This is a genomic window from Amycolatopsis sp. NPDC000009, assembly GCF_055563465.1.
Window position 1 is genome coordinate 99407 of the sequence record NZ_JBVHDI010000016.1, and the last position, 26916, is coordinate 126322.

At 69.7% G+C, this 26916-nt stretch carries 22 protein-coding genes; 12 read left to right on the top strand and 10 right to left on the bottom strand.

What is annotated here, in order from left to right:
• Positions 1-120: 120 nt before the first annotated feature.
• Together uvrB and ACZ3HL_RS32470 are read right to left on the bottom strand one after the other, a co-directional pair.
• Positions 121-2277 (bottom strand): excinuclease ABC subunit UvrB, encoded by a 2157-nt coding sequence (gene uvrB, locus ACZ3HL_RS32465; protein WP_465413005.1) that lies wholly within the window; start codon positions 2275-2277, stop codon positions 121-123.
• 52 nt (positions 2278-2329) lie between these two features.
• Positions 2330-3640: a DUF5685 family protein gene (locus ACZ3HL_RS32470; RefSeq protein WP_465535198.1), complete on the bottom strand. Its 1311-nt coding sequence runs from the start codon at positions 3638-3640 to the stop codon at positions 2330-2332.
• A 142-nt stretch (positions 3641-3782) separates the two neighbouring features.
• On the opposite strand from ACZ3HL_RS32470, the gene ACZ3HL_RS32475 reads away from it, so the two are divergent.
• The 5 genes from ACZ3HL_RS32475 (at position 3783) to ACZ3HL_RS32495 (ending at position 9169) form a co-directional block, all read left to right on the top strand.
• Positions 3783-4298, top strand: a complete 516-nt coding sequence (locus ACZ3HL_RS32475) for a ribonuclease FAU-1 family protein (RefSeq protein WP_465535199.1) — start codon at positions 3783-3785, stop codon at positions 4296-4298.
• 193 nt (positions 4299-4491) lie between these two features.
• A complete protein-coding gene (locus tag ACZ3HL_RS32480) occupies positions 4492-5109 on the top strand; it encodes a hypothetical protein (protein ID WP_465535200.1) in 618 nt (205 codons plus the stop codon).
• Positions 5110-5126: 17 nt separating this feature from the next.
• Positions 5127-5834 (top strand): hypothetical protein, encoded by a 708-nt coding sequence (locus tag ACZ3HL_RS32485; protein WP_465535201.1) that lies wholly within the window; start codon positions 5127-5129, stop codon positions 5832-5834.
• 191 nt (positions 5835-6025) lie between these two features.
• Positions 6026-7558: an ArnT family glycosyltransferase gene (locus ACZ3HL_RS32490; protein ID WP_465535262.1), complete on the top strand. Its 1533-nt coding sequence runs from the start codon at positions 6026-6028 to the stop codon at positions 7556-7558.
• A 90-nt stretch (positions 7559-7648) separates the two neighbouring features.
• Positions 7649-9169: an ArnT family glycosyltransferase gene (locus ACZ3HL_RS32495; RefSeq protein ID WP_465535202.1), complete on the top strand. Its 1521-nt coding sequence runs from the start codon at positions 7649-7651 to the stop codon at positions 9167-9169.
• Positions 9170-9177: 8 nt separating this feature from the next.
• Here ACZ3HL_RS32495 and coaE read toward each other — a convergent pair whose 3' ends face one another.
• Entirely contained in the window at positions 9178-10362 is a 1185-nt protein-coding gene (gene coaE / locus ACZ3HL_RS32500) for a dephospho-CoA kinase (RefSeq protein WP_465535203.1), read from the bottom strand.
• A gap of 197 nt (positions 10363-10559) precedes the next feature.
• Between coaE and ACZ3HL_RS32505 the strand changes: the two genes are divergently transcribed.
• Entirely contained in the window at positions 10560-10793 is a 234-nt protein-coding gene (locus tag ACZ3HL_RS32505) for a hypothetical protein (protein ID WP_034315945.1), read from the top strand.
• Between the two features lie 152 nt (positions 10794-10945).
• On the opposite strand, the gene rpsA is transcribed toward ACZ3HL_RS32505, so the two are convergent.
• Entirely contained in the window at positions 10946-12445 is a 1500-nt protein-coding gene (gene rpsA / locus ACZ3HL_RS32510) for a 30S ribosomal protein S1 (RefSeq protein WP_192741575.1), read from the bottom strand.
• A gap of 302 nt (positions 12446-12747) precedes the next feature.
• On the opposite strand from rpsA, the gene ACZ3HL_RS32515 reads away from it, so the two are divergent.
• The 6 genes from ACZ3HL_RS32515 to ACZ3HL_RS32540 all read left to right on the top strand — a co-directional run bounded on the left by ACZ3HL_RS32515 (position 12748) and on the right by ACZ3HL_RS32540 (position 18743).
• A complete protein-coding gene (locus ACZ3HL_RS32515) occupies positions 12748-13599 on the top strand; it encodes a class I SAM-dependent methyltransferase (RefSeq protein ID WP_465535204.1) in 852 nt (283 codons plus the stop codon).
• Positions 13596-14498, top strand: coding sequence for a GNAT family N-acetyltransferase (locus tag ACZ3HL_RS32520; protein ID WP_465535205.1), 903 nt, complete (start codon positions 13596-13598; stop codon positions 14496-14498). Before ACZ3HL_RS32515 ends, ACZ3HL_RS32520 begins: the two co-directional genes overlap by 4 nt.
• A 20-nt stretch (positions 14499-14518) precedes the next feature.
• On the top strand, positions 14519-15448 hold the full coding sequence (locus ACZ3HL_RS32525; protein WP_465535206.1) for a GNAT family N-acetyltransferase: 930 nt from the start codon (positions 14519-14521) through the stop codon (positions 15446-15448).
• 138 nt (positions 15449-15586) lie between these two features.
• Positions 15587-16276 carry an ATP-binding cassette domain-containing protein gene (locus ACZ3HL_RS32530; protein WP_465535207.1) on the top strand — a complete coding sequence of 230 codons (690 nt, stop codon included), beginning with the start codon at positions 15587-15589 and terminating at the stop codon, positions 16274-16276.
• Positions 16273-18168: a YhgE/Pip family protein gene (locus tag ACZ3HL_RS32535; protein WP_465535208.1), complete on the top strand. Its 1896-nt coding sequence runs from the start codon at positions 16273-16275 to the stop codon at positions 18166-18168. Before ACZ3HL_RS32530 ends, ACZ3HL_RS32535 begins: the two co-directional genes overlap by 4 nt.
• Positions 18165-18743 (top strand): TetR/AcrR family transcriptional regulator, encoded by a 579-nt coding sequence (locus tag ACZ3HL_RS32540; protein WP_465535209.1) that lies wholly within the window; start codon positions 18165-18167, stop codon positions 18741-18743. Before ACZ3HL_RS32535 ends, ACZ3HL_RS32540 begins: the two co-directional genes overlap by 4 nt.
• 158 nt (positions 18744-18901) lie before the next feature.
• Here ACZ3HL_RS32540 and ACZ3HL_RS32545 read toward each other — a convergent pair whose 3' ends face one another.
• The 6 genes from ACZ3HL_RS32545 to ACZ3HL_RS32570 are packed head-to-tail and all read right to left on the bottom strand — an operon-like array spanning position 18902 to position 26870.
• Positions 18902-19225, bottom strand: coding sequence for a CU044_2847 family protein (locus tag ACZ3HL_RS32545; RefSeq protein ID WP_465412992.1), 324 nt, complete (start codon positions 19223-19225; stop codon positions 18902-18904).
• Positions 19226-19234: 9 nt separating this feature from the next.
• Positions 19235-20524 carry an ABC transporter substrate-binding protein gene (locus tag ACZ3HL_RS32550; RefSeq protein WP_465412991.1) on the bottom strand — a complete coding sequence of 430 codons (1290 nt, stop codon included), beginning with the start codon at positions 20522-20524 and terminating at the stop codon, positions 19235-19237.
• Positions 20521-21609, bottom strand: coding sequence for a hypothetical protein (locus ACZ3HL_RS32555; RefSeq protein WP_465412990.1), 1089 nt, complete (start codon positions 21607-21609; stop codon positions 20521-20523). Before ACZ3HL_RS32555 ends, ACZ3HL_RS32550 begins: the two co-directional genes overlap by 4 nt.
• Positions 21606-23018: a VWA domain-containing protein gene (locus tag ACZ3HL_RS32560; RefSeq protein WP_465412989.1), complete on the bottom strand. Its 1413-nt coding sequence runs from the start codon at positions 23016-23018 to the stop codon at positions 21606-21608. Before ACZ3HL_RS32560 ends, ACZ3HL_RS32555 begins: the two co-directional genes overlap by 4 nt.
• A gap of 10 nt (positions 23019-23028) precedes the next feature.
• Positions 23029-25269 (bottom strand): serine/threonine-protein kinase, encoded by a 2241-nt coding sequence (locus ACZ3HL_RS32565; protein ID WP_465535210.1) that lies wholly within the window; start codon positions 25267-25269, stop codon positions 23029-23031.
• Positions 25266-26870: a S1 family peptidase gene (locus ACZ3HL_RS32570; protein WP_465535211.1), complete on the bottom strand. Its 1605-nt coding sequence runs from the start codon at positions 26868-26870 to the stop codon at positions 25266-25268. The genes ACZ3HL_RS32565 and ACZ3HL_RS32570 overlap by 4 nt, the downstream gene beginning before the upstream one ends.
• Positions 26871-26916 lie beyond the last annotated feature (46 nt).

The window sequence follows — 26916 nt, forward strand, 5'->3', positions numbered from 1 at the left end:
CGTGATCAGACGGACGACTCGTGGCCGCGGTCGTGTCGTCCGCCGGATCACGCTGGTCGAGTCTCGTGAGTGGTAAGGACGGTTAGAACCGTCCTTACCACTCACGAGGGCGGTGAGCGGCTACTTGATGCCGGCCGCGTCCATGCCCCGGAGCTCCTTCTTGAGGTCCGCGACCTCGTCCCGCAGCCGGGCGGCCAGCTCGAACTGCAGGTCACGCGCGGCCTGCATCATCTGGTCGGTCATCTGCTGGATGAGATCCGCCAGCTCGGCGCGCGGCATACCGGCGACGTCCTTGTCCGCGAGCATCCCGGAACTGCGCACCCGGTCGCCCTGCTCGGGCTTCTTGCCGCGCGAAGAGTTCCGGCCCGAACCGCCGACGGCGACGGATTCCGTGTCCTCGGCCTCGCTGTAGACACGGTCCAGGATGTCGGCGATCTTCTTCCGCAGGGGCTGCGGGTCGACACCGCGCTCCTTGTTGTAGGCGACCTGCTTGGCGCGGCGGCGATCGGTCTCGTCGATGGCGTGCTGCATCGAGTCGGTGATCTTGTCCGCGTACATGTGCACCTCGCCCGACACGTTACGGGCGGCGCGGCCGATCGTCTGGATCAGCGACGTGCCACTGCGGAGGAAGCCCTCCTTGTCCGCGTCGAGGATCGCGACCAGCGAGACCTCGGGCAGGTCGAGACCCTCACGGAGCAGGTTGATGCCGACCAGCACGTCGTAATCGCCCGCGCGCAGCTGCCGCAGCAGCTCGACTCGGCGCAGCGTGTCCACCTCGGAGTGCAGGTACCGCACCCGGATGCCCAGCTCCAGCAGATAGTCGGTGAGGTCCTCGGCCATCTTCTTGGTGAGCGTGGTGACCAGGACGCGCTCGTCCTTCTCGGCCCGCTCGCGGATCTCGTGCACCAGGTCGTCGATCTGGCCCTCGGTGGGCTTCACGACCACCTTCGGGTCGACCAGGCCGGTCGGCCGGATGACCTGCTCGACGAACTCGCCGCCCGCCTGCCCCATCTCGTACGGCCCCGGCGTCGCCGACAGGTACACCGTCTGGCCGATCCGGTCGGTGAACTCCTCCCAGGTCAGCGGCCGGTTGTCGACCGCGCTGGGCAGCCGGAACCCGAAGTCGACCAGGTTCCGCTTCCGCGACATGTCGCCTTCGAACATGCCGCCGATCTGCGGGACCGTCTGGTGCGACTCGTCGATGACCAGCAGGAAGTCTTCCGGGAAGTAGTCGATGAGGGTCGCGGGCGCGGAGCCGGCGCCGCGGCCATCGATATGCCGCGAGTAGTTCTCGATACCGGAGCAGAACCCGACCTGGCGCATCATCTCGATGTCGTAGGCGGTGCGCATCCGCAGCCGCTGGGCCTCGAGCAGTTTGCCCTGCTTCTCCAGCTCGGCCAACCGCTCTTCGAGTTCGACTTCGATGCCGCGGATGGCCTTCTCCATCCGCTCCGGACCCGCCACGTAGTGCGTGGCCGGGAAGATGCGGACCTCGTCGACCTCTTTGACGATGTCGCCGGTCAGCGGGTGCAGGTAGTACAGCTTTTCGATCTCGTCACCGAAGAACTCGACGCGAATGGCCAGCTCCTCGTACGCCGGGATGATCTCGACCGTGTCGCCGCGGGCGCGGAAGGTGCCGCGAGCGAAGGCGATGTCGTTACGGGTGTACTGCACGTCCACCAGCGCGCGGAGGAAGACGTCCCGGTCGAGTTGCTCGCCGACCTTCAGCTTCGTCGACCGGTCGAGGTACGACTGCGGCGTGCCGAGACCATAGATGCACGAGACACTCGCGACCACGATGACGTCGCGCCGGGACAGCAGGTTCATCGTCGCCGAGTGCCGCAGCCGCTCGACATCGTCGTTGATCGACGAGTCCTTCTCGATGTAGGTGTCCGTCTGGGCGATGTACGCCTCAGGCTGGTAGTAGTCGTAATAACTGACGAAGTATTCGACCGCGTTGTGCGGGAACAGCTCCCTCAGCTCGTTCGCCAGCTGCGCGGCGAGCGTCTTGTTCGGCGCCATCACCAGCGTCGGACGCTGGACGCGCTCGATCAGCCAGGCCGTCGTCGCCGACTTGCCGGTACCCGTGGCGCCGAGCAGCACGACGTCCTTCTCGCCCGCGTTGATCCGGCGTTCGAGTTCGTCGATGGCCGCCGGCTGGTCACCGGCGGGTTTGTAGTCGCTGACCACCTCGAATCGGCCGCCTGTCCGGGGGATGGCCGTGACGGGGCGGAAGTCCGACTGGGCGAGCACGGGGTGTTCGGTTGCGAAAGCCACGAGAACCAGAGTAGGCGCTGGGTCCGACAGTTTCTTCGATCCCCTGGTCAGCTCAACATGAGCAGTCACAGCAGTTGCAGCAGTCACAACCGTCACAGTTGTTGCACCAGGCCTCGTGCGGCTTCCCGCTCCACGCCCCGGGGAACGGGTCCCGGCAGCAGAACTGGCACGAACAGCACATGTAGGTCGCCACCGCGCAGCCGAAGAAGAACCCTCTCGGCCGAGCGGGCACCCGGAACTTCGGCGTCCAGCAGCAGCCGCCCTGGCCGTCGGCCGGCGGGCCGCCGTGCTTCCGCTTCTTCTTCGGCGGCTCCTGCGGTGGGCCTCCGCCACCGGGAGCGCCCTGCGGCGGGACAGGCCCCGGCGGCGGCGCCTGGTGTCCGCCCTGCGGGTAGGGCGGCTGGGGGTAGGGCTGCTGCCGATACGGCTGATGGGGATGCTGTTGCGGCCGGGGTCCGGGCCCGATCCAGCCCGGCGGCGGCTGCTGGGGGCCGTGCCCGTGACCGCTGAGGTTGTGCCCGAAGGAACGTCGCACCGCCTGCCGCAGTTCGTGCACGAGCAGCGCGTGAATCAGCTTCGGCTGCTCGAACCTCACTTCGCGAAGGGCGAGTTCGACACCGAGCACGGCGTCGTCGCACAAGCGTCGCGCCTCGGCGATGTCGGTGCCGGTGGCCGTCAGCGGGTTCCACGCCCCGGCGGCCTCGTCCTCGGCGAGGTCCTCGACGGCGTCGAGCAGGTGAGCCGCCCTGCCGAACAGGCGCCCCGCCTCGGCCAGCGGCGCGGCGTTCTCCGGACGGCCCGCGAGGACCGCGGTGTGCGCGAACGCGGCCGCCGTCGCCAGTTCGGCCGGTTCGGTGGCGAGAACGGCCGAATCACCCAGGCGGACGGCGTTTTCGATCTCGGCCTGCCGGTCGACGGCCTCGGTCAGGACCGCCGTGTCGAAACCGACCCGGATCCCCGTGCGGCTACCCTGATCCGCCCAGCGCGTCGCGACCCGCCTCGCGGCCAGTGCGACGGAACGCCGCGCGAAGGCACCGTCGCGGTCCTCGACGTGGTCGCCGATCTTGGCCGACGCCAGCACCAGGGAGACCGCCGCCGCGAGCTGGGCACCGCCGCCCTTCGCGACCGACGTCCCCTTCATCGCCCGGAGCGGGCAAGGGCCGGCGTCGCGACGTCCTTCCGCACGCGGCGACTGGGCTTCGACGAGCGCCGAGATGATCAAGCCGTCGTAGTTCGTCACCATTCGGGCGAGATGTCCGTGTTCGTCGCGCAGTGCCAGGCAAAGACCGCAGAGATGGGCGAGCCACTCCGCGTGCAGGCCCGCGGAAAGCCGGTGGCGGCACGGCCTGATGATCCCGAACATGCGTCGACTCCCACTCACCCCTATGGCGGAACCAGCGCACCTTATCCGGCCGAGCGGCGCTACTCCCCCGGAACCGCGAAACCGTGATCGTCCACCCGGTTGGGCGGTGTTCGCGGGCGTCGGCGCCTTCCAAGATGGGCGCATGACCGCGCTGCATCCGCCGAAGGTCGAGTACTTCGACCCGGCCGCGAAGACCAACACCGATCCCAAGGGCTTCGTGCGGGACGTCGACGAATACCGCGAAGAACCCTTCGGCCTCTACATGGCGCGGCCGACGCCGGGGCGGACGCAGTTCCACTACATCGAGTCATGGCTGCTGCCCGATCTCGGCCTGCGGATCACCGATTTCTGGTTCAACCCCGGCCACGAACGCGATCAGGACTTCTACCTCGACGTCGTCGACATCCGCCGAGAGAACGGCGTGTGGGTGGCCACCGATCTCTATCTCGATCTCGTTCTGCGGGACAAGAAGTCCGTCCAGGTGATCGACACCGACGAACTCCTCGCCGCGGTCACCGCCGGGCTGCTCTCCCCCGCCGACGGCGAACGCGCGCTCGGTATCAGTCACACGACCGTCGACGGGCTGGCCACCCACGGCCACGATCTGCGCGGCTGGCTGTCCACAAACGACATCGTGCTCGGCTGGCGGCGGCATTGAGCCACCGGCATCCATCGATCGACCCCCGTTCGGCGACGGCAGGCGGAAAATCACTCACTCCACTACCCGCGATTCACTGACAAGTTACGCCCGAATTAGGCCGTCCGGCTCATATCAGCAGCGCGAAAGTAGGTACCTACGAAAGTAGAACCCGATTAGGCTCGGCAGGTCCATGCACTGATTGGGGAGTCGCATGAGAAATGTCTATCGGAAGTACCTCAGATACACGATCACGGTCCTGGTCGCCCTGGTTGCCCTGCCACTGACCTTGGTCGCGCCGCAAGCGTCCGCCGACACATGGCCGTTCAACAGCAATTTCCGGCCGGACAAGGGCAACCATATCTACTGCTATTCGACAGCCTACCCGCCGACGAGTGCCGTGCGAACGCAGATCTACAATTCGATGGTTTACATGCACAATAACACCTCGGCGAAGCGCTCGTACCATTCGACCTGCGATCTGAGCGGGAGTGGGCAAACCGACATCGTCTGGCAGGAGCTGAGCCTGTCCAGCGGCGCCATCGGTGACGCGCGGTGCGTGGTGAAATGGTCGAGCGGGAGGTGCGATCGCTACCTCACCCGGATCAACGGTCCGCTCGTCCGCAGCCACTACTCCAGCTCGACCTACGAGAACCGGCAGTTCCGCAAGACGACCTGCCACGAACTCGGGCACACCCTCGGGCTCGACCACTACCCCTCGCCCTACACGTCGAGCTGCCAGCGATCCGGCTGGACCGGAACGATCGACAGCTCCTGGACCCGCACGTGGACAGCGCACCACCGCGGCCACATCAACGCCTGGTTCGGGTGAAGGAGACGATGACAATCATGCGGAACCTAAACCGCGCGGGGAAACTGCGGATCATGGGCTCGGCCCTGTTGGTCACGGCGTTGGCGACCGCCTGCGGCGGCGCCCCGTCGGAATCCGCCGCCCCTGCCGCTCCTGTGGCGGCTCAGCAGCAGGCTCAGCAGCAGTCGACCGTCGACGTCTCCCTGCTGCGGCAGGTGGACAACGACTTCGCGGCCGTCGAATCGCCTGAAAAACTGGTCGAGTCCGGCGGGCACGACGTCATCGCGGCAGGCAAGGTCGTGGAGATCCTGCAGGGCGCCGAGGTGCGGGCCGAACAGGGTGAACAGTACCCCGCGCTCACCGTTGTCATGAAGGTCGGCGTAACCGAGAAGTTCCGCGTCAGTTCGCCCGAGCAGATCAAGGACGGACACGTCTACGTGACGCTCTGGCAGGGCGCGCGGTTCAACGACGCGGCGGGCACTCCGGAGCACAGTGTGGCGGACTGGAACCGGGCGATCCCGTCCGGCACGCCCGTGATGCTCTTCCTCAGGGAGACCGACGAGGGTATCGCCCCCGGCATCGCGGGCGTCCCCGCCGGCACCAAGGCGATGGCCCCCGACGTGCAGGGCCTCATCCTGGAGGAGGGTGGCAAGCTACTCGGCGGCATAGAGGAACTCGAAGGCCAGTGGACGAGCGTCGGGTCGATGAAGAACCTCGGTGACCGCATCCGCAAGCAAACCAAGTAGCACCGAACCTCGTCGCGGGCGTCCCGGTCATCCGGGGCGCCCGCGACGCGTCCACCCGCCGCATCCATCGATCGGTTGATCTTGCCTCATCCGTTCGACGAGCCGACCGTGTCTGGTCGACGGATTCCTGGCAGGGCGGCGTTGCGGGACTCTCGATCAAGGGCATGACCGATCGAGAGGGGCGGATACCCATGATCATCGAGGCCGAGGGGCCACGGGAACGGTCCGGTGGACGAGCACGCGCGGAAGTCGCGCCGTTCGCCAGAACACCGGTACTGGCGATCGCCGGCGCGATGGGGGCGGTTCTCGCGGCGACGGCAGGTCGCTACGGCTACTTCGGCGACGAGTTGTACTTCCTGGCGGCCGGTCGGCATCTGGACTGGGGGTATGCCGACCAGCCTCCCCTGTTGCCGCTGCTGGCCCGGCTGATGGACACGTTCGGCGCCGATTCGCCGTTCGTGCTGCGGATCCCGGCGATGCTGGCGATGGTCGCCGGCGTCGTGCTGACGGCGCTCATCGCCAGGGAACTGGGCGGCGGCCGCAATGCGCAGACGATCGCGGCGGCGACCTTCGCGGTGTCCCTGCAGATGCTGGGCAGCGGACACTACCTGGCGACCAGCACGATCGACCCGTTCCTGTGGACACTGCTGATCTGGCTGCTCGTACGCTGGGTGCGGACCCGCGAGGACGGGCTTCTGCTCTGGAGCGGCGTGGTCACCGGATTCGCGCTGAACACGAAGTTCCTCATCGGGGGCTTCTGGCTGGTCGCGCTGATCGCCGCGGTGGTGTCCGGGCCCCGCGACCTCGTCCGCCGTCCGGCGCTGTGGCTCGGCGCGCTGATCGCCGGCGCGATGATCGCGCCCACGCTCGTGTGGCAGGCGGCGAACGGATGGCCGCAGCTGACCATGGGCGCGGCGATCTCCCAAGAGGTCTCGGCGGGCTGGGGCGGACGGGCCACGTTCGTCCCGACGCTGGTGATCAGCGCCGGAGTACCGGTGGGGATGATCCTGGTCGGCTATGGCCTGTGGCGGCTGCTGCGGTCCGGACGACTGCGGCCGTACCGCTTCCTCGGCTGGACCGCGCTCGGCGTCCTCGCTCTGTTCCTGCTCGCGAACGGGCGCTACTACTACGCGGCAGGGATGTTCGCCCCGCTGTTCGCGGCCGCGGCGGTGGAGATCGAAGCGGGCCGGGCGTCGAAGTACTGGCGTTGGGTCGCCACCTGGCCGGTGTACGTCGTGGCCGCGGTGCTCGCGATCCCGCAATCGCTTCCGATCCTCCCGAGGGCGGCGCTGGCGAGTGCGCCGGAGTGGGCCCGGCCGGTCTTCGCCGTCGAGGAGATCGGCTGGCGGGAGATCACGGAATCGGTCGCCCGGGCGTACCGGACCGTGCCCGATCCGTCCCGGACCGGCGTCATCGCGGCGAAGTACTGGCAGGCGAGCGCGATCGACCACTATGGACCGGAGCTCGGGCTCCCGTCGCCGTCTAGTCCGAATCGTGGCTACGCGACGCTGCCGAGGCCGCCGGAATCGGCACGGGACGTCCTGTTCGTCGGAAACGACCCTACGGGGCTTGTGCCGCACTTCACGCGGATCCAGGAGATCGGCGCGCTCGACAACCGGGCCGGGATCACGAACACGAGTCAGGGCATGAAGATCTGGCTGGCCACCGGCCGGAACGGGACTTGGGACACGGTATGGCCGAAGCTCACGGACTGGGGCTTCTGAGGCTTCACCGGCCCTCGCACGACCGACGCGCCAGGCCGGTGGCACGTAAGGTGCGAGAGGACCGGCACCCGAGGGATCTGCGAGGAATGGATGGAAGCCGCCCACGCGGCCGAAACACCGACCGTGTCCAGTGCGGCGTTCGCCCGGCTCCCGGTGGGGCTGCTCGCCGCCGCGGCCGCGACGGTCCTGCTGGCGACGGCGTGGCGCTACGGCTACTTCGGCGACGAACTGTACTTCCTTTCCGCGGGCAAACGGCTGGCCTGGGGGTACGCGGATCAGCCGCCGGTGCTCCCGTTCCTGGCGCTGGCGATGGACACGCTCGCGCCGGGCAACGTCTTCGTGTTCCGGCTGCCCGCCGTCCTCGCGACGGCCGCCGGTGTCGTGTTCACCGGGCTCATCGCCTACGAGATGGGCGGGGACCGCCGGGCGCAGACCCGCGCCGCCGCCGCGTACGCGATCTGCGGGCAGTTCCTCGGCAGCGGGCACTACCTGGCCACGTCGACGATCGATCCGGCGCTGTGGGCGCTCATCGCGTGGCTGCTCGTCCGGTGGATACGGACGCGTGACGACAACCTGCTGCTGTGGCTGGGCGTGGCGACCGCGGTCGCGCTGAACGTCAAGCTCCTCATCGCGACGTTCTGGGGTGCCGCCGGGATCGCGATCCTGCTCTTCGGTCCCCGGGATCTCTTGCGCAGGCCCAAACTCTGGGCCGGTGCGGCGATCGCCGCGGTGTCGATGGTGCCCACGCTCTGGTGGCAGGCCGCGAACGGCTGGCCGCAGCTGGAGATGGGCGACGTCATCGCCCACGAGACCACCGGCGGCTGGAGCGGACGCGCCGGGTTCCTGCCCGCCCTGCTGACCGGGGCCGGGCTCGGCATCGGTGTCGTCGGTGTCCTTTACGGACTCTGGGTTCTGTCGTTCTCGCCCAGGCTGCGCACCTACCGGTTCCTCGGCTGGACGACCGTCGGCGTGATCGCGCTGTTCATCCTGTCCAACGGCCGGTACTACTACGCCGCGGGCATGTTCGGGGTCCTGTGGGCGGGTGCGGCCGTCCACTTCGGACAGCTGAAGCCGTCACGGTGGTTCCGCTGGATCCCGACCTGGCCGGTGTTCCTGCTTTCCGCGCTGTACACCCTCCCCTACGCACTGCCCGTGTGGCCCGCCGCCTGGCTCGCGGAGGGCCGCGATGTACCGCGCCCGGCGTACGCGCTGGAGGAGATCGGCTGGCCGGATCTCGCCCGTTCGGTCGCCGACGCCTATCACCGGCTCCCGCCCGAACAGCGGGCGCGCACCACCCTCGTCACGGCCGGCTACTGGCAGGCCGGAGCGCTGGACCGGTACGGCGCCGGCTACGGGCTGCCCGCCGTGTACAGCCCGAGCCGCGGGTTCTGGTACTTCGGCCATCCGCCCGAGACCGCGGACAGCGTCCTGTTCGTCGGTCCGGATCCCGCGCGGCTGCTCCGGTCTTTCACCGACGCACGGATCGTCGCGCGCGTGGACAACGCGGCCGGTGTCCGCAACGTGAGCCGCGGGATGCCGATCTGGCTGGTCACCGGCCGCACCGAAGCCTGGGCGACGGCGTGGCCGGCGTTGAGGGAATTCCGAGTGTGACTTGAGGCTTACGGCGTCCAGCCGGTCGACTCCGCCCAGGCCTCGGCGCGGGTGAAGGCGGCGTCGACCCAGACCTGCTTCTCGTCGGTGTACTGCTCGACCGTTCCATCGCCGGCGTGCTTCGCGGCCATGGCGTTCTTGACCGCCGCGTAGGCGTCGCGCTCGTCCGGGTTCCGCCGCAGCCATTCCGGGAACAGCAGCGCGAGCCGCCAGGCCGGCGTCTCCTGGGAGCGGACGTGCAGGTTGACCGGGCGGCGGGGGTCGCCGCCGAAGTGGAACCGTTTGGGCCAGGTGCCCTCTTCACCGTGCGCGTCGTCGAACCACTCGCCGTCCGCCCGCGGGAAGCCCGCGTCGGAGAGCGCGTCGGCGAGCTCGTCGGCCTTGTCCAAAGTGGACACGGTCAGCTGGAGGTCGAGGATGTCCTTGGCCGGCAGCCCCGGTACGGACGTCGAACCGATGTGATCGACCCGCACGGCGTCGTCACCCACCACCACGCGGATCCGCGCGAGCGCCCGCTCGGCCTGCACGGGCCAGGTCTCGTCGTACGGCGCGATCTTCGGCGACATCGGCGCGCGTGGCTTGCGGAGCCGCACATTCGCCTCGAACGGGGTCAGCCTGTCCGCCCACAGCGCGTCGACCTCGGCGAGCACGATGTCGGGCGCACCGCTGTTGTCGAACCAGACGTCGGCCACCGCCCGGCGCTGATCGGTCGTGGCCTGCGCCTTGATCCTGGCTCGCGCGTCGTTCTCGGCCATTCCCCGCGCCTCGACCAGGCGGCGGACCCGGACCTCCTCCGGCGCGTCGACCATGACGACGAGGTGGTACATCGGCGCCAGCCCACCTTCGACCAGCAGCGGGATGTCGTGGACGATGATCGCGTCCGGCGCCGCGGCCGCCATCAGCTCGGCCGTCCTGGCGCCGGCCCTCGGATGGACGATCGAGTTCAGCCGCTTGCGGGACTCTTCGCCGGCGAACGCTTTGGCGGCGAGCGCGGCCCGGTCCAGGGCGCCGTCGGCGGCGAGGATGTCTTCCCCGAACGCCTCGACGAGTTCCGCGAGGCCCGGTGTCCCCGGTTCGACGACCTCCCTGGCGATCTTGTCGGAGTCGATGAGGACGGCGCCGTGCTCGGAAAGCCGGTTCGCCACCGTCGATTTTCCGGCGCCGATCCCGCCGGTCAGGCCCACACGCAGCATGTCGAGCAGCCTAGTGCCGCGAGCCGGGCCGACCGCGCAGGGTCACGGGATGCGCACATCCGGCACAGACGGAGACAAAAGGCAAGTTCATAGTGACGCGAGACTCAACCTTTATGGGTGACACGCCGGGCGGTTACCGCGCTTCGGGGGCTTGATTGCGTACCGTGCGCGGCGAAGGTAGCCCACACGGAGGAACGATGGCAGACGGTAAGCACGCCGGAAGGCACCGGCTCGGAACGCCGGGCCTGGTGCACTGTGTCCTCCATCGTCCCGTGGCCGACGCTCTCGCCGAATATCGGCGCACGTGGCTGAGCGCGCTCCTCGTTCCCGCCAAGCACAGCTTCGCCGGACTCCGCCGCAAGGCCCGCGCCGCGGCGCTCGAACGCATCTGGGTGCCGTCGGTCCCGTCCGTCCGGACCGCCACCTCCTGACCCGCTTCTCCCCTCTACCGCATTCAGTCCTCTGAATGCGGTAGTTGCGCGTGCAAGGAACGCATCCAGAGGACGAAATGCGGACAAGAAAGCGGCCCCGGTCCGAAGAGGACCGGGGCCGCTGTCTGTCAGCTAAAGGCTGAGCGCCTGGATCACGCGCCGCCCGACAGCTTCTCGCGGAGAGCCGCGAGCTGCTCGTCGCTGGCGAGCGTGCCACCGCTCTTGGCCTCGGCCGGAGCGGAGGTGTAGCTCTGCTCGCCCGAGTCGCTGGAGGTGACACCGGTCGCGGCGTCCGCGGCGGCCTCGGCGTCGGCCTCGGCAGCCTTCTGGACCTGCTTCATGTGAGCCTCGTAGCGGGTGTGAGCCTCGGCGTACTGACGCTCCCACTCCTCACGCTGCTTGTCGAAGCCTTCCTGCCACTCCTGGGTGTCCGGGTCGAAGCCTTCGGGGTAGATGTAGTTGCCCTCGGCGTCGTACTCGGCGGCCATGCCGTACTGAGTGGGGTCGAACTCGGTCTCCGGCGTGACGCCCTCGTTCGCCTGCTTCAGCGACAGCGAGATGCGACGACGCTCGAGGTCGATGTCGATGACCTTGACCATCACGTCGCCGTTGACCTGGACGACCTGCTCCGGGATCTCCACGTGGCGCTCGGCCAGCTCGGAGATGTGCACCAGGCCCTCGATGCCCTCCTCGACGCGCACGAACGCACCGAACGGGACGAGCTTGGTGACCTTGCCCGGCACGATCTGGCCGATCGCGTGGGTGCGGGCGAACTGACGCCACGGGTCTTCCTGGGTCGCCTTCAGCGACAGCGAGACGCGCTCGCGGTCCATGTCGACGTCCAGGACCTCGACCGTGACCTCCTGGCCGACCTCGACGACCTCGGACGGGTGGTCGATGTGCTTCCAGGACAGCTCGGAGACGTGCACCAGGCCGTCGACGCCACCCAGGTCCACGAAGGCACCGAAGTTGACGATGGACGACACGACGCCCTTGCGGACCTGGCCCTTGGCGAGCGCGTTGAGGAACTCGCTGCGCACCTCGGACTGGGTCTGCTCCAGGTAGGCGCGGCGGGACAGGACCACGTTGTTGCGGTTCTTGTCCAGCTCGATGATCTTCGCCTCGAGCTCGCGGCCGACGTACGGCTGCAGGTCGCGCACGCGGCGCATCTCGACCAGCGACGCGGGCAGGAAGCCGCGCAGGCCGATGTCCAGGATGAGGCCGCCCTTGACGACCTCGATGACGGTGCCCTTGACGGGCTCGTCCTTCTCCTTGAGCTCCTCGATCGTGCCCCAGGCGCGCTCGTACTGCGCACGCTTCTTGGACAGGATCAGACGGCCTTCCTTGTCCTCCTTCTGGAGGACCAGGGCTTCGACCTCATCGCCGACGGTGACAACCTCAGCCGGGTCGACATCGTGCTTGATGGAGAGCTCGCGCGAGGGGATGACACCCTCGGTCTTGTAGCCGATGTCGAGCAGGACCTCGTCACGGTCGACCTTGACGATGGTTCCTTCGACGATGTCGCCATCGTTGAAGTACTTGATCGTCTTGTCGATCGCAGCGAGGAAGTCTTCCTCCGACCCGATGTCGTTGATAGCGACTTGCTGGGGCCCGGCAGGGGCGGTCGGGGCGGTGGCGGTGTCGGTCGTCATTAGGCGGGTTGCTCCGGTGGATGGGAAGTAGTGGGTTTGCAGTTAGGGCACCATGGGCTTCCGACATGAGGCGACCGCATAAGCAAACGTCCACAGGGAACGACCGCGAGCATCACCGCATCCGGTACGCGACCCCCTGACCCGGACGCTGAGCGAACCGGGGGAAAGAGTAGCGCGAACCCACTGCGCTAACAGGTATCCTACGCGGCCCCCTGTACACGGCACAATCAGGGTCGCCCGCACGATCACGGCGGGCGGATAAACTGTCCCGCGAAGCCCTGACCTGGGGAAAGGATATCGGTTTGAGCCAGCAGTCCGCCACCGAGCCCGATCGGCACGCAGAGGCCGAGGAGCGGCTCGGCACCGCGGGGGTCGCCTATCGGGCGGTCTCGGCGCCGGAGGCCACCGCCGCGAACCTGGCGTGGTGGGACGCCGACGCCGACGACTACCAGGCGACCCACGGCGGCTTCCTCGGCGACGCGGACTTCGTCTGGTGCCCGGAGGGCGTCCGCGAGGCCGATGTCGCACTTCTGGGTGAAGTCGGCGGCAAGCGGATCCTCGAGGTCGGCTGCGGACAGGCGGCCTGCTCGCGCTGGCTCGCCGCGCAGGGCGCCGACGCGATCGCGACCGATCTGTCGGCGGGGATGCTCCGGCACGCGAGGGAGGGCAACGAGCGGACCGGCACTCCCGTCCCGCTCGTGCAGGCGACGGCGGAGTCGCTCCCGTTCGCCGACGCGAGCTTCGACGCGGCCTGCTCGGCCTTCGGCGCGGTGCCGTTCGTGGCGTCGGTGGACGCCGTGTTCGCCGAAGTGCGCCGGGTGCTCCGGCCGGGCGGCCGCTGGGTGTTCTCGGTGACCCATCCGATGCGCTGGATCTTCCCCGACGACCCCGGTCCGCAGGGCCTCACCGTCACCCAGCCGTATTTCGACCGCACGCCGTACGTCGAGGTCGACGAAGAGGGCGTCGCGACCTACGTCGAGTACCACCGCACCCTCGGCGACTACGTCCGCGCGCTCGCCGACGCCGGGTTCGCGCTGACCGACCTCATCGAGCCCGCCTGGCCGGAGGGTCACTCCCGCACGTGGGGACAGTGGAGCCCGTTGCGCGGCAAGCTCTTCCCCGGCACGGCGATCTTCTGCACCCAGCGGGGATGACCCCGGCGGCGGAGCGGCAGCGGGCGCGGTTCGCCGCACTCGACCCGATGCTCCCGCCGCCGCCTCCGCTCCCGGCCGGGGAACCCGTCGAGGCGGCCGGCGCCTTCGGGACGATCGCGCACGTACGGTTCCCGGCGGGTTCCTGGCAACGGCTCTGGAGCCCGGCCCATCTGCAGATCCTCTCCGCGATCCTCCCGCTCGACGCCGCCGGCGGGATGAGCGCGCTGCTCTCCGCCTGGCGCGAGCGGATCGCGCTCGGCGACGACGAACCCGATTCGTCGTGCACGGTCACCTGGCCCAGCCGTGACGTCGCGGTGTCGCGGGCCCTGCTCGACCACGGGCTCGCGCCGCAACTGGCGCTGGCCGTCCGCGCGCCCGCGGCGGGCGGGGAGTACTCCGTACCCGGCGTGACCATCCGCGCGTCGACACACGGCGACCTGGAGGAGATCGTCGGTCTGCGCCTCGAAGAACTCCACTACACCTCGCTCGTCGGCCATGGTGTCGTCCGGCCGGGGGCCGGGGCCCTGCTCGCGGAGGAGGTCCGGCGTGGTCTGCAGTTCGGCGGCCGTGTCTGGATCGCCGAAGAGGAAGGCGTCACGGTGGGGATGGTGACCACGGGAAAGCGCTCCCCGATCCCCGGTGACGCGCTCGCCGGGCGGCTGCCGCCGGGCGAATGGGGTTATGTCGGCACGCTGGCGGTGACCGCGGCCGCGCGGGGACGAGGGATCGGGCGCGCGCTGACCGCCGTCGCCCACGACGAGCTGTTCTCGCCGTCGCTGCGCGGTACCTTCGTCTCGTACAATCCGGCCAATCCGCTTTCCCCGGTGTTCTGGCACCGGCAGGGTTATCGTCCACTGTGGACGACGTGGGCCGCCTGCCCCGCCGCGGCCCTGCGGTAGCGGTCGACCCTGGGGACGGGATGGACATCGAGAAGACGCTGCTCGACGCGCACCGCGCCCGGTTCGCGGCGATCGACCGGCTCCTGCCCGAAGCCGCGCCGCCCCCGCTCGGCGGTGAGCGCGTGGACGCCGCCACGGCGGCGGGTGTCCGGGTCACCGGCGTGGTGCAACGTCAGCTGCACGGCCCGGACGACGTCACCCTGCTCTGGTCGGCCGCCGACGCGCGGCAGCTGTTCCCGTTCGTCGGCGACACCGGCACCGAGGGCATGGACGTGCTGCTGCGCGCGTGGCGGACGCGGATGGCCGCCGAAACACCCGGCGAGGACTCGGCCTGCGTGATCAACTGGCCGAGCCGGGACGCCGAGGCGATCCGCGCGTTCCTCGACCACGGGCTGGTGCCGATGTCCGCGCTCGCCGTGCGCACCGGGCGCCGTCGCGACGATCCGGCCGCCGACGGCGTGACCGTCCGCCGGGCCCGGCACGAAGACTTCGACACCCTGCTCGCACTGGCCGTGTCGACGCACGACTACATCGGCCAGGTCGCCACCCGGTACCGCCCGAACGCCGCCGAACTGCTCGCCCCGGCACTGGAACTCGCCCTCGCCAAGGATCGCCCGCTGCTGTGGCTGGCCGAACGGGACGCCCGCATCGCCGCGTTCGCGCACGGCGCCTGGATCACCTCGTCGCCGGGTTCGGCCGAGGCCGAACTCCTCCCCCACGGCCACTGGGGGTACGTCAACAACGTCGTCACCGTGCCCGCCCTGCGCGGGAGCGGCCTCGGCCGCACACTGATGGCGGCGGTGCACGAGGAGTTCGCCGCGGGCGGCGCGGACGGCACGTACCTCTACTACAACCCGACCAACCCGCTTTCTTCGGTGTTCTGGCACCGCCAGGGTTATCGTCCACTGTGGACGTCCTGGGAGGTCCATCCGGCTTCGGCCCTGCGTTAGCCCCGTCCGGTTTGCGGGGGTTTCGTCACTCTTGCGTGTGACGTGAGCCCCTCACGGTTGTGCACCTCCCAGGTCAGGGCTAACTTTTGAACTGACCAGTCAGTTCAAAGTTCCGTGTCACCGACCTGGGAGTTCTTCGTGCGGGTTCAAGCCGACAGGGTGTCCGTGACCGGACCCCACGGCACGTTGCTGTCGCCTACCTCGCTCACGGTTTCGGGCGGTGAGCTGGCGATCGTGCACGGCGAGCCAGGGGTCGGCGTCACCGCCTTCGGGCTGGCGCTGGCAGGCAGGCTGAAGCCCGCCACCGGGACGGTCACGGTCGAGGGCGGCGACCCGCGGAACGTCGTGGCGATCGTCGACGCCCCCGGCGTGAGCGAGCCGGACGGCGCGTTGTCGCTGCAGGTCGTCGTCGGGGAAGAACTCGAACTGGCGAAACGCCCGGCGAACAAGGCCGCCGTCGCGAAGTGGCTGGCCGAGCACGACGCCGCGGCTTTCGCCACCACCCGCTTCGAGAATATCGAACCGGTGACGCGCACGCGGCTGCTCACCGCGCTGGCCGCGGACCGCGAGGGGGTCGGCGTCCTCGTGCTCGACACCCCGGACCGGCACACCAGCGACGTCGACAGCTGGGCGAAGCTCGCCCGCGAGCACGCCGAGCGCGGCCTCGCCGTCATCGTGCTGACCGCCACCACCCCGGTTTCGGCCCTGCCGGAGAAACCCGCCCTCTGCGGCGCCCTCGACCAGCCCGACCCCGTGCGCTGCGCGCCCGTCGAGCCCGAACCCGCCGAAACCGCGGAGATCGAAAAGACTTCAGGAGACCAGGAATGAACCCCGTCCGGATCGCCGCCAACGAGCTGCGCCGGCTGAGCAGCGGCACCCTGCCGAAGCTCGCCATGGCCGCGCTCGTCCTGGTGCCGCTGCTCTACGCGTCCTTCTACCTCTACGCGAACTACGACCCGTACTCGCGCCTCGACAAGCTCCCCGCCGCCGTCTTCACCGCCGACACCGGCGCGAAGGACTCGGCCGGCGCGGAACGCAACGTCGGCCGCGAGGTCACCGACGAACTGGTCAAGTCGGGCACCTTCCAGTGGCACGAGGTGTCCCCGGAGGAGGCGGCGAAGGGCGTCCGCGACGACAAGTACTCGTTCGCGATCGGCATCCCGCGCGATTTCTCCACCGCTCTGCTGTCCTCGGGCAACTTCCAGCCCCAGCAGGCGACGATCACGCTGACCACCAACGACGCGAACAACTATCTGTCCGGGACCATCGCGAAACAGGTGGCCGAACAGGTCCGCAAGACGATCGCGGAGAAGGTCGGCAGCGAGGCCGCGGACAAGTTCCTGGTCGGTTTCTCCACGATCTACGGCAAGATCCAGGAAGCCTCGACCGGCGCTTCGCAGCTCGCCGACGGCGCGGGCAAGCTCAAGACCGGGCAGCAGCAACTGGCGGACGGCGCCTCCCAGCTCGCCTCCGGCAGCTCCCAGCTGGCGACCGGGCTCGGCACCCTGAAATCCAGTACCGCCGAGCTCCCCGCGCAGACACAGAAGCTCGCTGACGGCGCCGGTAAGGTCGCCGACGGGAACCAGAAGGTCGCCGACGCCGCCTCGCTCGCGGCGACGGCCTCCGGGGACATCCAAGCCAAACTCGACGGTCACCGCACCCAGCTCGCGCAGGACCTGCGCGACCTCGGCGCCCCCGAGGCGAAGGTGCAGGAGATCCTGAGCCGCCTCGACACCCTCCGGTCACCGGTCGACCAGGCGAACACGAAGATCCAGGGCGCCAACAGCCAGCTCGCCCAGCTCGCGTCCGGCGCTCGGCAAGTGTCCGACGGCGCGCACCAGCTGGCCTCGGCCACCCCGCAGCTCACCAGCGGCATCGCGCAGGCCGCCGACGCGTCGAACCAGATCCGTGACGGCGCCGCGAAGCTGAACGACGGCGAGAAGTCCGCGGTCACCGGCACGAACCAGCTCGCCGACGGCGCGGTGCAACTGCGAGACGGGCTCGCCGCCGGGCTCAAGGAGATCCCGAACCCGGACGACCCCACCCGCGCGGCGACCGCCAACACCATCGCCGACCCGGTGGCGGTCAACTCCTCCGGCGTCGCCTCGGCCGGGACCTACGGCGCCGGTCTCGCCCCGTTCTTCATCTCGCTCGCGACCTGGATCGGCGCGTTCGTGCTGTTCCTGTTGCTGCGCCCGCTCTCGACCCGCGCGCTGACCGCCGGCGCGTCGCCGTTCAAGGTCGCGCTCGGCGGCTGGCTGTCCTCGGCGCTGCTCGGGATCGCGCAGGTGATCGTGCTGTTCGGCGCGGTGACCTGGCTGGTCGGCATCGACGTCGCGCATCCGCTCGGCGCGATCGGGTTCGCCGTGCTGGTGTCGCTGACCTTCACGTCCGTGGTGCACGCGCTCAACGCGTTCTTCGGTGCCGTCGGGAAGTTCCTCGGCCTGGTACTGCTGGTGCTGCAGCTGGTCAGCGCGGGCGGCACGTTCCCGTGGCAGACCATCCCGGACGCGTTGTACCCGCTGCACATCGCGCTGCCGATGGGTTACGCGATCGACGGGTTCCGGCACCTGCTCTACAGTGGCGCCTCGATGGAGATCCTCGGTGACATCGGCGTCCTGGTCGCGTATCTCGTCGGCGGCATCCTGGTCTCGACGCTGGCCGCGCGGAAACGGCGCACCTGGACGGTTTCGGCGCTGAAACCCGAGCTCGCGTTGTGAGTCCCCGGGGTGAGGCGACGAAGCAGAAGCTGTTCGAGGCGACGCTGCGGCTCTCCGCCAGCCGCGGCCTCGTCGGCCTGACGGTGGACGACATCGCGGCCGAGGCGAAGGTCGCGAAGGGCACCGTCTACTACAACTTCGGCAGCAAGGACGGTCTCGTCGACGCGCTGCTGCGCTACGGCGTCGGCGTGCTCGCGGACCGGCTGCGCGCGGCCACCGGCGACGGCGACCCGATGGACGTCATCGAGTCGCAAGTGGACGGTGCGCTGGAGTTCATCGCCGAATACCCCGGTTTCTCGCAGATCCTGGTGAGCGAGATGTGGCGCACGCCCGGCACCTGGCACGAGACGCTCACGTTGCTGCGCGAGGAGATCATCTCGATCGTGCGCGAGCAGCTCCACCGGCTGGACGCCGCCGGGCGGCTGCCCGACGGCGTCCAGATCCCGACGGCGGCGGCCGGGTTGTTCGGCACGATGCTGGTGGTCGCCCTCGACTGGCAGGCGTTCCAGCCGAAGCGGACGCGGACCGACGTGCGGGAATCGGTGATGGTGCTGATCCGGGGCCTCGGGCGTTAGGCCGTAACTCGCGTGTTTGAAGCCGTAACTCGCGTGCTTGGACTCGTAACTCGCGTGATCGGAGCCGGAAGACACGGTGGGGACGTGTTACGGCTTCAAGCACGTGAGTTACGGATCTGATCACGCGAATTACGCCTTCGATCACGCGTGATCCGGGTTCAGGCTTCGGTCTCCTTTGCCCATTTCAGCTTGACCTCGAAGTTCCCCTCCAGGCCCGTTTTCGCGATGACCGCGCCCGCCTGCGCGGTCAGCTTGACGCCGAACTTGAGCTCGACCTCGTCCGGCCCCCTGGTCATCGACCGGAAGGTGTCCAGCGCCGCCACGGCCGCGTCCTTGACGTTCGCGAGCGCCGCTTCGAAGGATCCCTTGGCGTCCTCGACGAGGTCGTCACGCCGGGAGACCCGGGAGGTGCCGGGGACCGGGTCGATCTCGACGACCACCGAACCGCCGCCTTCGAGGGGGAACCGCGCCAGGTCGTTCACCGATGCTCCTTACTGTCCACAATGGATTTTCAACCATTCGCCGGGCTGGATGCTCCGCCGGACGTCGTCGAGTTGTTTCAGCAGGATTTCCAGGCGGTCCCGGTTGCTCAGGTATTCCAGGACGGCACGGTGGAACGCGCCGGTCATCGTCGCGGGCATCAGGTCCGAGGCGTCGAAGCACAGCGCGGACGCCGAGGTGATCGTGTCCGCGACCCTCCGGCTCACCTGATCCGGGTAGACGTCGAGGCCTGCCTTCCGGTTGGCGGAGAAGGCGTTCGCGCGGGGAATCGACGGCCAGATCCGCTGTGCCTTCTCCGAAGCGAGGAAGGCGATCAGCTTCCGCGCTCCAGGCGTGTCCTGGAACATCCCGGCGAGGTCGGCGGCGACCTCGGAGACGTCCTGCCCCGGAAAGGTGAGGAAGTCGAAATCGGTACCCGGCTTCGGGAACGTCCCGTCGGGGCGCTTGAAGTTCTGGTACCGGCTCATGATGAACGACGCCTGGTGTTCGAGCGCGCAGCCGGGCGGGTCGGTGAACATCGGCTTGCCCGCGTCGCCGAAGTCGGTCAGCAGGGCGGCCGCGGCACCGCCGCGGATCGCGGCCGGGTCGAGCACGGAACCCCAGTCCAGCCAGGCCTGCCTGACCTCCGGCGACGTCCATTCCAGCCCGCCCGACGCCCACTGCCGGTATTTCCCGGGGCCCGCCGAGTGCAGCAGGATGTCCTCGATCCAGTCGGTTCCCGGCCAGCCCGAGGTGGGCGGGGCGCCCATCCCGACGCACCAGGGCGTGCCCCCGGCGGCCGTCAGCCCGGCGGAGTACTCGCGGAGCCCGGCGAACGTCGTGGGCCGGATCCCGGTCATCCGCGCCGGGTCGTACCAGATCAGGCTCTTGAGATCGGCCTTCACGGCGACCGCGTACAACCTCTCGGTGCCGATCTGCTGCAGCGTGACCCATTGCGGGCTGAAGGACCGGGTCACGGCGGCGGAGAGATCTTCGTCGAGCGGCAGCAGGTCGCCCGACTTCTGGTACTTCGCCAGCACCCCGGCGTTGGGCAGGACGGCCACGTCCGGCGGCGTGCCGCGCTGGACGTCCGAAGCGAGCACCTGGTCGACGGCCCGGGTGCCCTCGTAGAGGTAGTCGATCCCGGTGTCGGCCTTGAAAGCGTCCAGCACCTGGCGGAACGCCCTCTCCTCCTCCCCGGTCCACGACGCGAGGACGACGACGGGCCCGTCTTCCGCCGACGCCGAACAGCCGCCCGCGACCAGCGACAGCGCCATCACCAAGGCCAGCAGGCGTTTCACGGGCGGTACCGGTATTCGTCGATCCTGGCGTGCAGGCCGAGCAGGACGAGCCCACCCGCGAGCAGGGTGCCCGCCGGGATCAGGAACTCCCGCCCGCCGGATTCGGCCGCGGCGGAGGCGTCCGCCGCCACCGCCCTCGCGCCCGCCGTGGCCACCCGCGTGTTGTCGGTCGCCGGTGTGCCTGCCTGCCTTGCCAGTTCCCGGAACCCGTCGACGGTCACCCCGCATCCCTGCTCCTCGTCGCAGTACCCGGCCAGCAGATCGGCGAGCCGTCGCTGGCCGTCTTCGTCGGCCGCCTGGATCTGCGCGGCCCGGGCGGCGGCGACGCCGTCGAGCCGTTCCCCGACCGAGTCCAGCCGGCCACGGCTGACCAGGGTGAACACCAGGGCGACGCCGATGGCGGCGATCAGCACGGTCGCCGCGAGCAGCGGGACGTTCGCCACGCGGCGGAACCGTTTCCTCAGATACAGCTGCGTGAGAACCAGAAGCACCAGGAGCGCGAGCACCGGCAGAAGCCACAGCGGGAGCATCGCGAGGCTCATCCCGGTGGACGTCAGCTGCCGGTTCAGTGCCTCGCGTTGCCTGCCCTGCAACAGTTCCAGCTCCTCCAGGACACCGCCCGGAGCGTGCAGCAACCGTGAGGCGTGCCAGAGATCGACCGCGCCCAGGACAGCGGCATCCGGCTGACGGAAGTGCACGTCGGCCTGCCCGATGGAGCCCGAGTAGGCCGCGACCTGGCTTTCGATCACCTGAAGCGCGTTACCGCCTTCTTCACCCGCCTGGTTGAACTCCGCGACCCTCGCGAGGCTTTGGCTCGCCAGCGCCAGCTGGTTCGAGTACTCCTGCCCCGGTCCGGCGAGTTTCGCCTCGCCGGAGGCGAAACTCGCGATCGCCGCGGCGTCGGCGGCCACCAGCGCGGCCCGCGCGGCGGTCACTTCGAGTACCGCGTGCGCGGTGCGGTCGCGGACGGTCTCCGCCGTGTTCTGGACGTTCTGGAACGCCCACAGCGACACCACCAGTACCGCGAGGGTGAGTGCCAGCAGGGCGGTCCGGAGCCGGACCAGCCGCACCCGGGTGGCCGTCACGAAACCGCCTCGCCGAACGATCTCGCGCAGCCGACGCAGAAGTTCGCCCCGGCGGGCGAAAGCGCGGGGCAGACGGGACAGGTGAGCGGCTCTCCTTCGGGCATCGGCCGATCTTCCTGCGGAAGCGCGATTTCCGAAACCCTCGACGGGATGACGACGTGCAACGCGTGGCTGCGCGTCGCGTCCGGCCGCAGGCGCACGACACCTTTCTCCGCGTCGACGATCTCCACTACCCCCGCAAGACGACTGAGCGTCTCTTCGTCGCCCGCGGCCGTGGCCAAGGCGGCCGCCCGGCCCCAGGCCCGCTCGGCCCCGGCCTGGTCGCCCGCCGCGTAGGCGTCGCCGCCGGAGGTCAGCGCCTCGCCGAGGTCGGCCTGGGCGGCGTATTTCGAGACCATCGGGTGAATCAGCGTCGGCGGGACCGGGTCGTGGGTCCACCTCCCCGCGATGGCCAGCGCGTCCTCCTCGACCGTGGCTCCCGGCACGGGGACGAGTTCGGTCCACGCCAGCTGACGGTCCTGCCCGTGGCTGGGTTCGAGATCCGGATCCAGATCCAGGATCAGCTGGTAATCCCGCGTCTCGTCGCCCGCGAACGAACCGAGCGACAGCTCCTGCTCGCGGACGGCGACCTCCCGGCACCGGTCGGTGAGGTCGTATTCGTCCGGGAACACCTGCTTGACCGAGCGCAGCCTGCTGAACGGCATGGTGCCGACGCGCAGGCGGACCTCGGGCAGCACCTTCGTCATCGCGCTCTCGACCAGCTGCCGGAAATCCTCGGCGAGCTTGTCGTCCTCGACGACCGAGTCGACGTTCCCGCGCAGCACCCGGCCGATCAGGGTGAGTTCGGCCGGCTCCCAGCCGTCGCCGATCCCCCTGGCGTCGCAGACGAACCGGCCCTCGCAACTGTTCAGCACGCTCATCAGGTCGGCTCTGGTCTGCGAATCGTTGCGGCCGTCGGTGAGCAGGATGGCGTGGCGGACGGCGTCGGGCACGAGTTCGAAGAGGTCCCGTGCCTTGGCGAGCCAGGCGCCCATCGCGGTGCCGCCGACGGCCGCGAGGTGCTCGACGGCGGCGCGTGCCTCCGCCCGGGTCGCCGCGGAGGCGGTCACCAGGCCGTCTTCGGCCGGGTAGATCATCTTCGCGCGGTCGGTGCCCTGGATGACGGCGAACCGCACGCCGTCGGGCAGGACGTCGATGGCCGCCGCTGCCGCCCGCCGGGCCTCGCCGATCTTGGTGCTGGGGAAGCGCATCGAACTGGAGCAGTCGATCATCAGGACTTCGGCGGCCGTCCTGGACCCGGCCGCCGCCCCGCCGCGGGAGACGACCCGGACGATCGCGGTCATCGCCCGGTCCCCCTCGGCCAGGAACTTGTTCTGGTGCACTTCGAGGCCCAGACTCGGCTCCCTCATCAGTCCCCCTTCACACCAAAGTCACCGGTCTCACGGAATTGGCGAGATCGATCAGCACGTCGTGCGCTTCCGGCGCCGGCGCGTGGTGGGCGAGCCGCCGGTACGACTTGTCCAGCACCGTGCGGGCACCCGTCTCGTCCGCGCGCAGGATCCCGCCTTCGGCGATCCCGTCCCGTCCGAGGAGCACGGCGGCCAGTCCCGTCTCGCGCACGGCCGTCACCAGCCTGTCGAGGGAGTCACCGTCGAGATCCAAAGCGGTCAGCCGGACCACGGCGTCGTCGAGTTCGGCCGACGCGGGAAGGTCACCCGTCCCCGGCATCGGCGCGGACAGCACCCGCACCCCGGCGATCCGCGCGGCCTCGTCGTAGCGCGAGAATTCCGGGACCTGGTCAAGGATTTCGACGGCGGCGGCGCGGTTGCCGCGCAGCAGCCGGACCCGCGCGAGCCCGAACGCCGCGCTGACCTGCGACCGGTCCCGGACCCACAGCGCGTCGTAGTACCGCTCGGCGGCGGCCGCGCCGTTGAGGTGCTCCTCGCAGAGTCCCAGCGCGAGTTTCGGCGGCTCCTCGCCGGGGATGTCGCGGTACACGGCGGTGAACTTCTCCTTGGCCGCGGCGAAATCGCCGGCGCCGAGCGCGAGCAGGCCCCGGTGCCACGCCACCCGCCAGTCGTGGGCGGCGCGCTCGCCGAGCAGCCGTTCGGCCTCCGCCACCGCCAGCGCGCCTTCGACGGTCGCCCCGAGTTCCAGATGCGCCCGGCATCGGCGGAACTCGACCTCGACCGAACCCGGCACCTTGTCGAGCTTCTTCAGCAGCCGCGCGGCATCGGGCGCCCGGACGGCACGAAGGAAGTTCGCCTGGGAGTCGTCCGGATCCTCGCGCGGCACCGGGAGACCGACGGCGATCTCCCCGGCGGCCGGGCGCGCGCCGAGCGAGACGGGGGTACCCCGCGTCCAGTGCTCCAGCGGCGGCGCCTGGCCGAGCCCCGCGTCGAGCAGGACCGCCCCTTCGGCGAACAACGTCGATCCGGCGGGCCGGGATTGCTTGTCCCGCAAGGAAAGGATTTCGCCGAGCACCCCGTCGAGCTGGACCAGCATCTCGCGCGCGGTCGCGAACCGTTGCTCGAACGGGGCGGTCGCGCGGTCGAGGACCCGGAGGAACGATTCGATGCCGAACCGCACACCCCGCGCGTCGGTGGTGACCGACCAGCCGTCGCTGGCCTGGAAGAGCTCCCGCAGCGTCACGCCGACGGTGTGGATGTCGGACCGGACGGTGAGCCCGTGTTTCACCCGTTCCGCCGGAGTCACCTGATAGTGCTCGGTGCCGACGATCGGGCTTTCGTCGTCGGTGATCTTGCGGATGGCGCCGAAATCGATGAGTTTGATCCGCTTCTCGCCGTGGATCACGTTGTCCGGCTTCATGTCGCAGTACAGCAGGCCCTCGCCGTGCAGGTAGTCGAGCGCGGTCAGGATCTCGCGCCCGTACGCCACGACGTGCTCGACGAGCAGCCGTCCTTCGCTGGAGTCCAGCCCGGCCCGGCCGCGATTCTTGACCTCCCGCAGGGAAAGCCCATCGACGAACTCCATGACGATGTAGCGGAGTCCCTCGTGTTCGACCACGTCGAGGATCCGGACGACGTTCGGATGGTCCAACGCGGTGAGCACCTGGCTTTCGGTCTCCGCGATCCGGACGGCGGCGGTGTTGTTCGTGTTGATCAGGCCCTTGAGCGCGACGTACCGGTCGCCGAGCCCGGAATCCGTCGCCAGGTAGACGAACCCGAGTCCACCGCGCGCGACACAGCCGAGCACGTGGTACCGGCCGTCGACGACGTCACCGGCCGCGAGCTTGGGCGCGAAGGAGAACGGCGTCCGGCAGACCGGGCAGAACCCTTCGGTGGGCGCGGGTCCGCCGCCGATCGAGCGGCCGACCGGGGTCGCCGTGCACCCGTGCTTGCCGCAGAACCGTTCCTCCTCCGGGACATGCGGCTCGGTGAGCAGGCGGCCCGCGACATCCGGGAGTTCGACGACCGGCAGCGGGACCCGGTCGTCCGCGCTCGCGTGGCCCGCGATCTGCTGGGACCGGGTGACCACCGTGCTGGTGATCCTGGTCGGCGCCTCGCCGGGGCCGGGGATCACCAGGGTCGGTTTTTCCCGCGCGGGCTCTTCCGGTGGCCCTGGCGGCAATCCGCAGAGCTTGCAGAAGCCGGTCTTGCCGAGCACACCCGGGCAGCCGTCCCATCCGCAAGCCGTCATCCGTCGATCCGTTTCCGTACGGTGTCCGCGTATCGCTCGACGGCCGACGTCGCGGCCGCGAGGTCGCACGGTCCTTCGAAGAGCATCCGCCAGGCGGGTGCGTAGGCGGCATCCAGTTCGACGTCTTCGACGAGGCCGCTGTTACGGGCCATCTCCCCGTACGCGTCGAGCCTGGCACGTAGTTCCGCGCGCCGCGCGAGGTTGTCGTCGAGGAGGCGACGGAGGTCGCGGGCGCGCTCGACGGTTTTGGCCACGGCCCGCTCGCAGACCGGAAGCTGCCGTTTCACCCAATCCGTGTCACCGTCCCGCTCCGCCGAACGCAGTTGCGTCAACGCGCCTCTCAGCCGTCGCGCCTTGGGATGGACGTGCGGAGCGTCGGAGAAACGGGGCGCGTCGCCCAGATTGTCCTTCTCCAGAGCGTCCAGTTCACCCAACCGGGTTTCCAGCAGGGCGAGACGGCCCTCGGTGTCGTCCTCGGCGGCGGGCAGGACGTCCGTGCTCGACCGGACCACGCTCACCCCGGGCGACGTCTCCTCGCGGAAGGCCAGCGCGAGCCGCAGCCCGAGTTCGTGCGCGCGCTGGGCGAGCGGCACGAGCACCTCACCGACGAGCGCGTCGGGCTCGGCCGCTTCGTCGATCCCGTAGACGACGACGGTGCGGGCGGCCCCATGGTGGCCGGCGGGCGAATCCGCGGCGACGTCGAGCCGATCGGAGATCCGGCGGCGGACCTCTTCGGCGGTCTTGCCGACCGCGTCGACGGCGAGCACGACACTGCCCAGCGGCGGGACCGTCGGCCCGGTCACGCTCCGGCCCACGCCGCGTTCGCGGTCGGCGAGGACCACGGCGCGCCGCAGGGAGGCGGCGACGGCGGAGTCGTCCGCGCCCATGATGATCACCCGGACGTCCGCCCTGCCGTGCCCGCCGAGCCACCCGGCGAATTCGCGGGCGAACCGCGGATCGATCGAGGGCGGTTCCGGGTACCGCACGAAACTGGGGTCGATCGCGGGGCTGCCTTCGGCCCAGCGGCGCAGGACCGGCAGGTACCCGAGCATGGTCTCGACCGGGATCATCCACGAGACCCGGGCGGCCTCGGTCGCGTACCGGGTCGCGACCATCCCGACGACATGGCCGGTCTTGTCGGCGATCACCGCGGAACCGCTGAAGCCGTGGGTGATCGGCTCGGCGTCCGGAGTGCGGTGCAACTGGACGCGCTCGAGCCCGTGCCCGCCGTCGCCGACGACGGTCGCCAACGACCACATGCCGTCCGAATCACGCGGGAAGCCGTACGCGCGGACTCGCTGGCCGTCTTCGAGAGCCGTCCGGTGGAGCGGGGTGCCGGAGATCCGTTCCTCGGGGTCGCGCAACCGGAGCAACGCGATGTCCCCGCCGTCGTCACCGATGGGCGCGGCCTGCGCGAGGATCGTGGCGATTCCGGGCTCCACACCGGGAAACGCCACGAAATCCACGGCGACGTCGTCGTGGCCTTCGATCACGTGAGCGCAGGTGAGGAGGTGTTCGCCGTCGAGCATGGTCCCGGCGCCCAGGATCCGCCCACGGTGATCGCGCAGCCGCACCCGCCAGCGTCTGCGCTCGGAAGTCACCCGAACGACCCTACCGATCGTGAGTGGTAATGACGGTTCTAACCGT

Bases quoted from the DNA above. Each gene is read 5' to 3' on its own strand.
- ACZ3HL_RS32470 (WP_465535198.1), bottom strand. From the start codon at position 3,640: ATGTTCGGGATCATCAGGCCGTGCCGCCACCGGCTTTCCGCGGGCCTG.
- ACZ3HL_RS32475 (WP_465535199.1), top strand. From the start codon at position 3,783: ATGACCGCGCTGCATCCGCCGAAGGTCGAGTACTTCGACCCGGCCGCG.
- ACZ3HL_RS32480 (WP_465535200.1), top strand. From the start codon at position 4,492: ATGAGAAATGTCTATCGGAAGTACCTCAGATACACGATCACGGTCCTG.
- ACZ3HL_RS32485 (WP_465535201.1), top strand. From the start codon at position 5,127: ATGCGGAACCTAAACCGCGCGGGGAAACTGCGGATCATGGGCTCGGCC.
- ACZ3HL_RS32490 (WP_465535262.1), top strand. From the start codon at position 6,026: ATGATCATCGAGGCCGAGGGGCCACGGGAACGGTCCGGTGGACGAGCA.
- ACZ3HL_RS32495 (WP_465535202.1), top strand. From the start codon at position 7,649: ATGGAAGCCGCCCACGCGGCCGAAACACCGACCGTGTCCAGTGCGGCG.
- coaE (WP_465535203.1), bottom strand. From the start codon at position 10,362: ATGCTGCGTGTGGGCCTGACCGGCGGGATCGGCGCCGGAAAATCGACG.
- ACZ3HL_RS32505 (WP_034315945.1), top strand. From the start codon at position 10,560: ATGGCAGACGGTAAGCACGCCGGAAGGCACCGGCTCGGAACGCCGGGC.
- rpsA (WP_192741575.1), bottom strand. From the start codon at position 12,445: ATGACGACCGACACCGCCACCGCCCCGACCGCCCCTGCCGGGCCCCAG.
- ACZ3HL_RS32520 (WP_465535205.1), top strand. From the start codon at position 13,596: ATGACCCCGGCGGCGGAGCGGCAGCGGGCGCGGTTCGCCGCACTCGAC.
- ACZ3HL_RS32525 (WP_465535206.1), top strand. From the start codon at position 14,519: ATGGACATCGAGAAGACGCTGCTCGACGCGCACCGCGCCCGGTTCGCG.
- ACZ3HL_RS32535 (WP_465535208.1), top strand. From the start codon at position 16,273: ATGAACCCCGTCCGGATCGCCGCCAACGAGCTGCGCCGGCTGAGCAGC.
- ACZ3HL_RS32560 (WP_465412989.1), bottom strand. From the start codon at position 23,018: ATGAGGGAGCCGAGTCTGGGCCTCGAAGTGCACCAGAACAAGTTCCTG.
- ACZ3HL_RS32565 (WP_465535210.1), bottom strand. From the start codon at position 25,269: ATGACGGCTTGCGGATGGGACGGCTGCCCGGGTGTGCTCGGCAAGACC.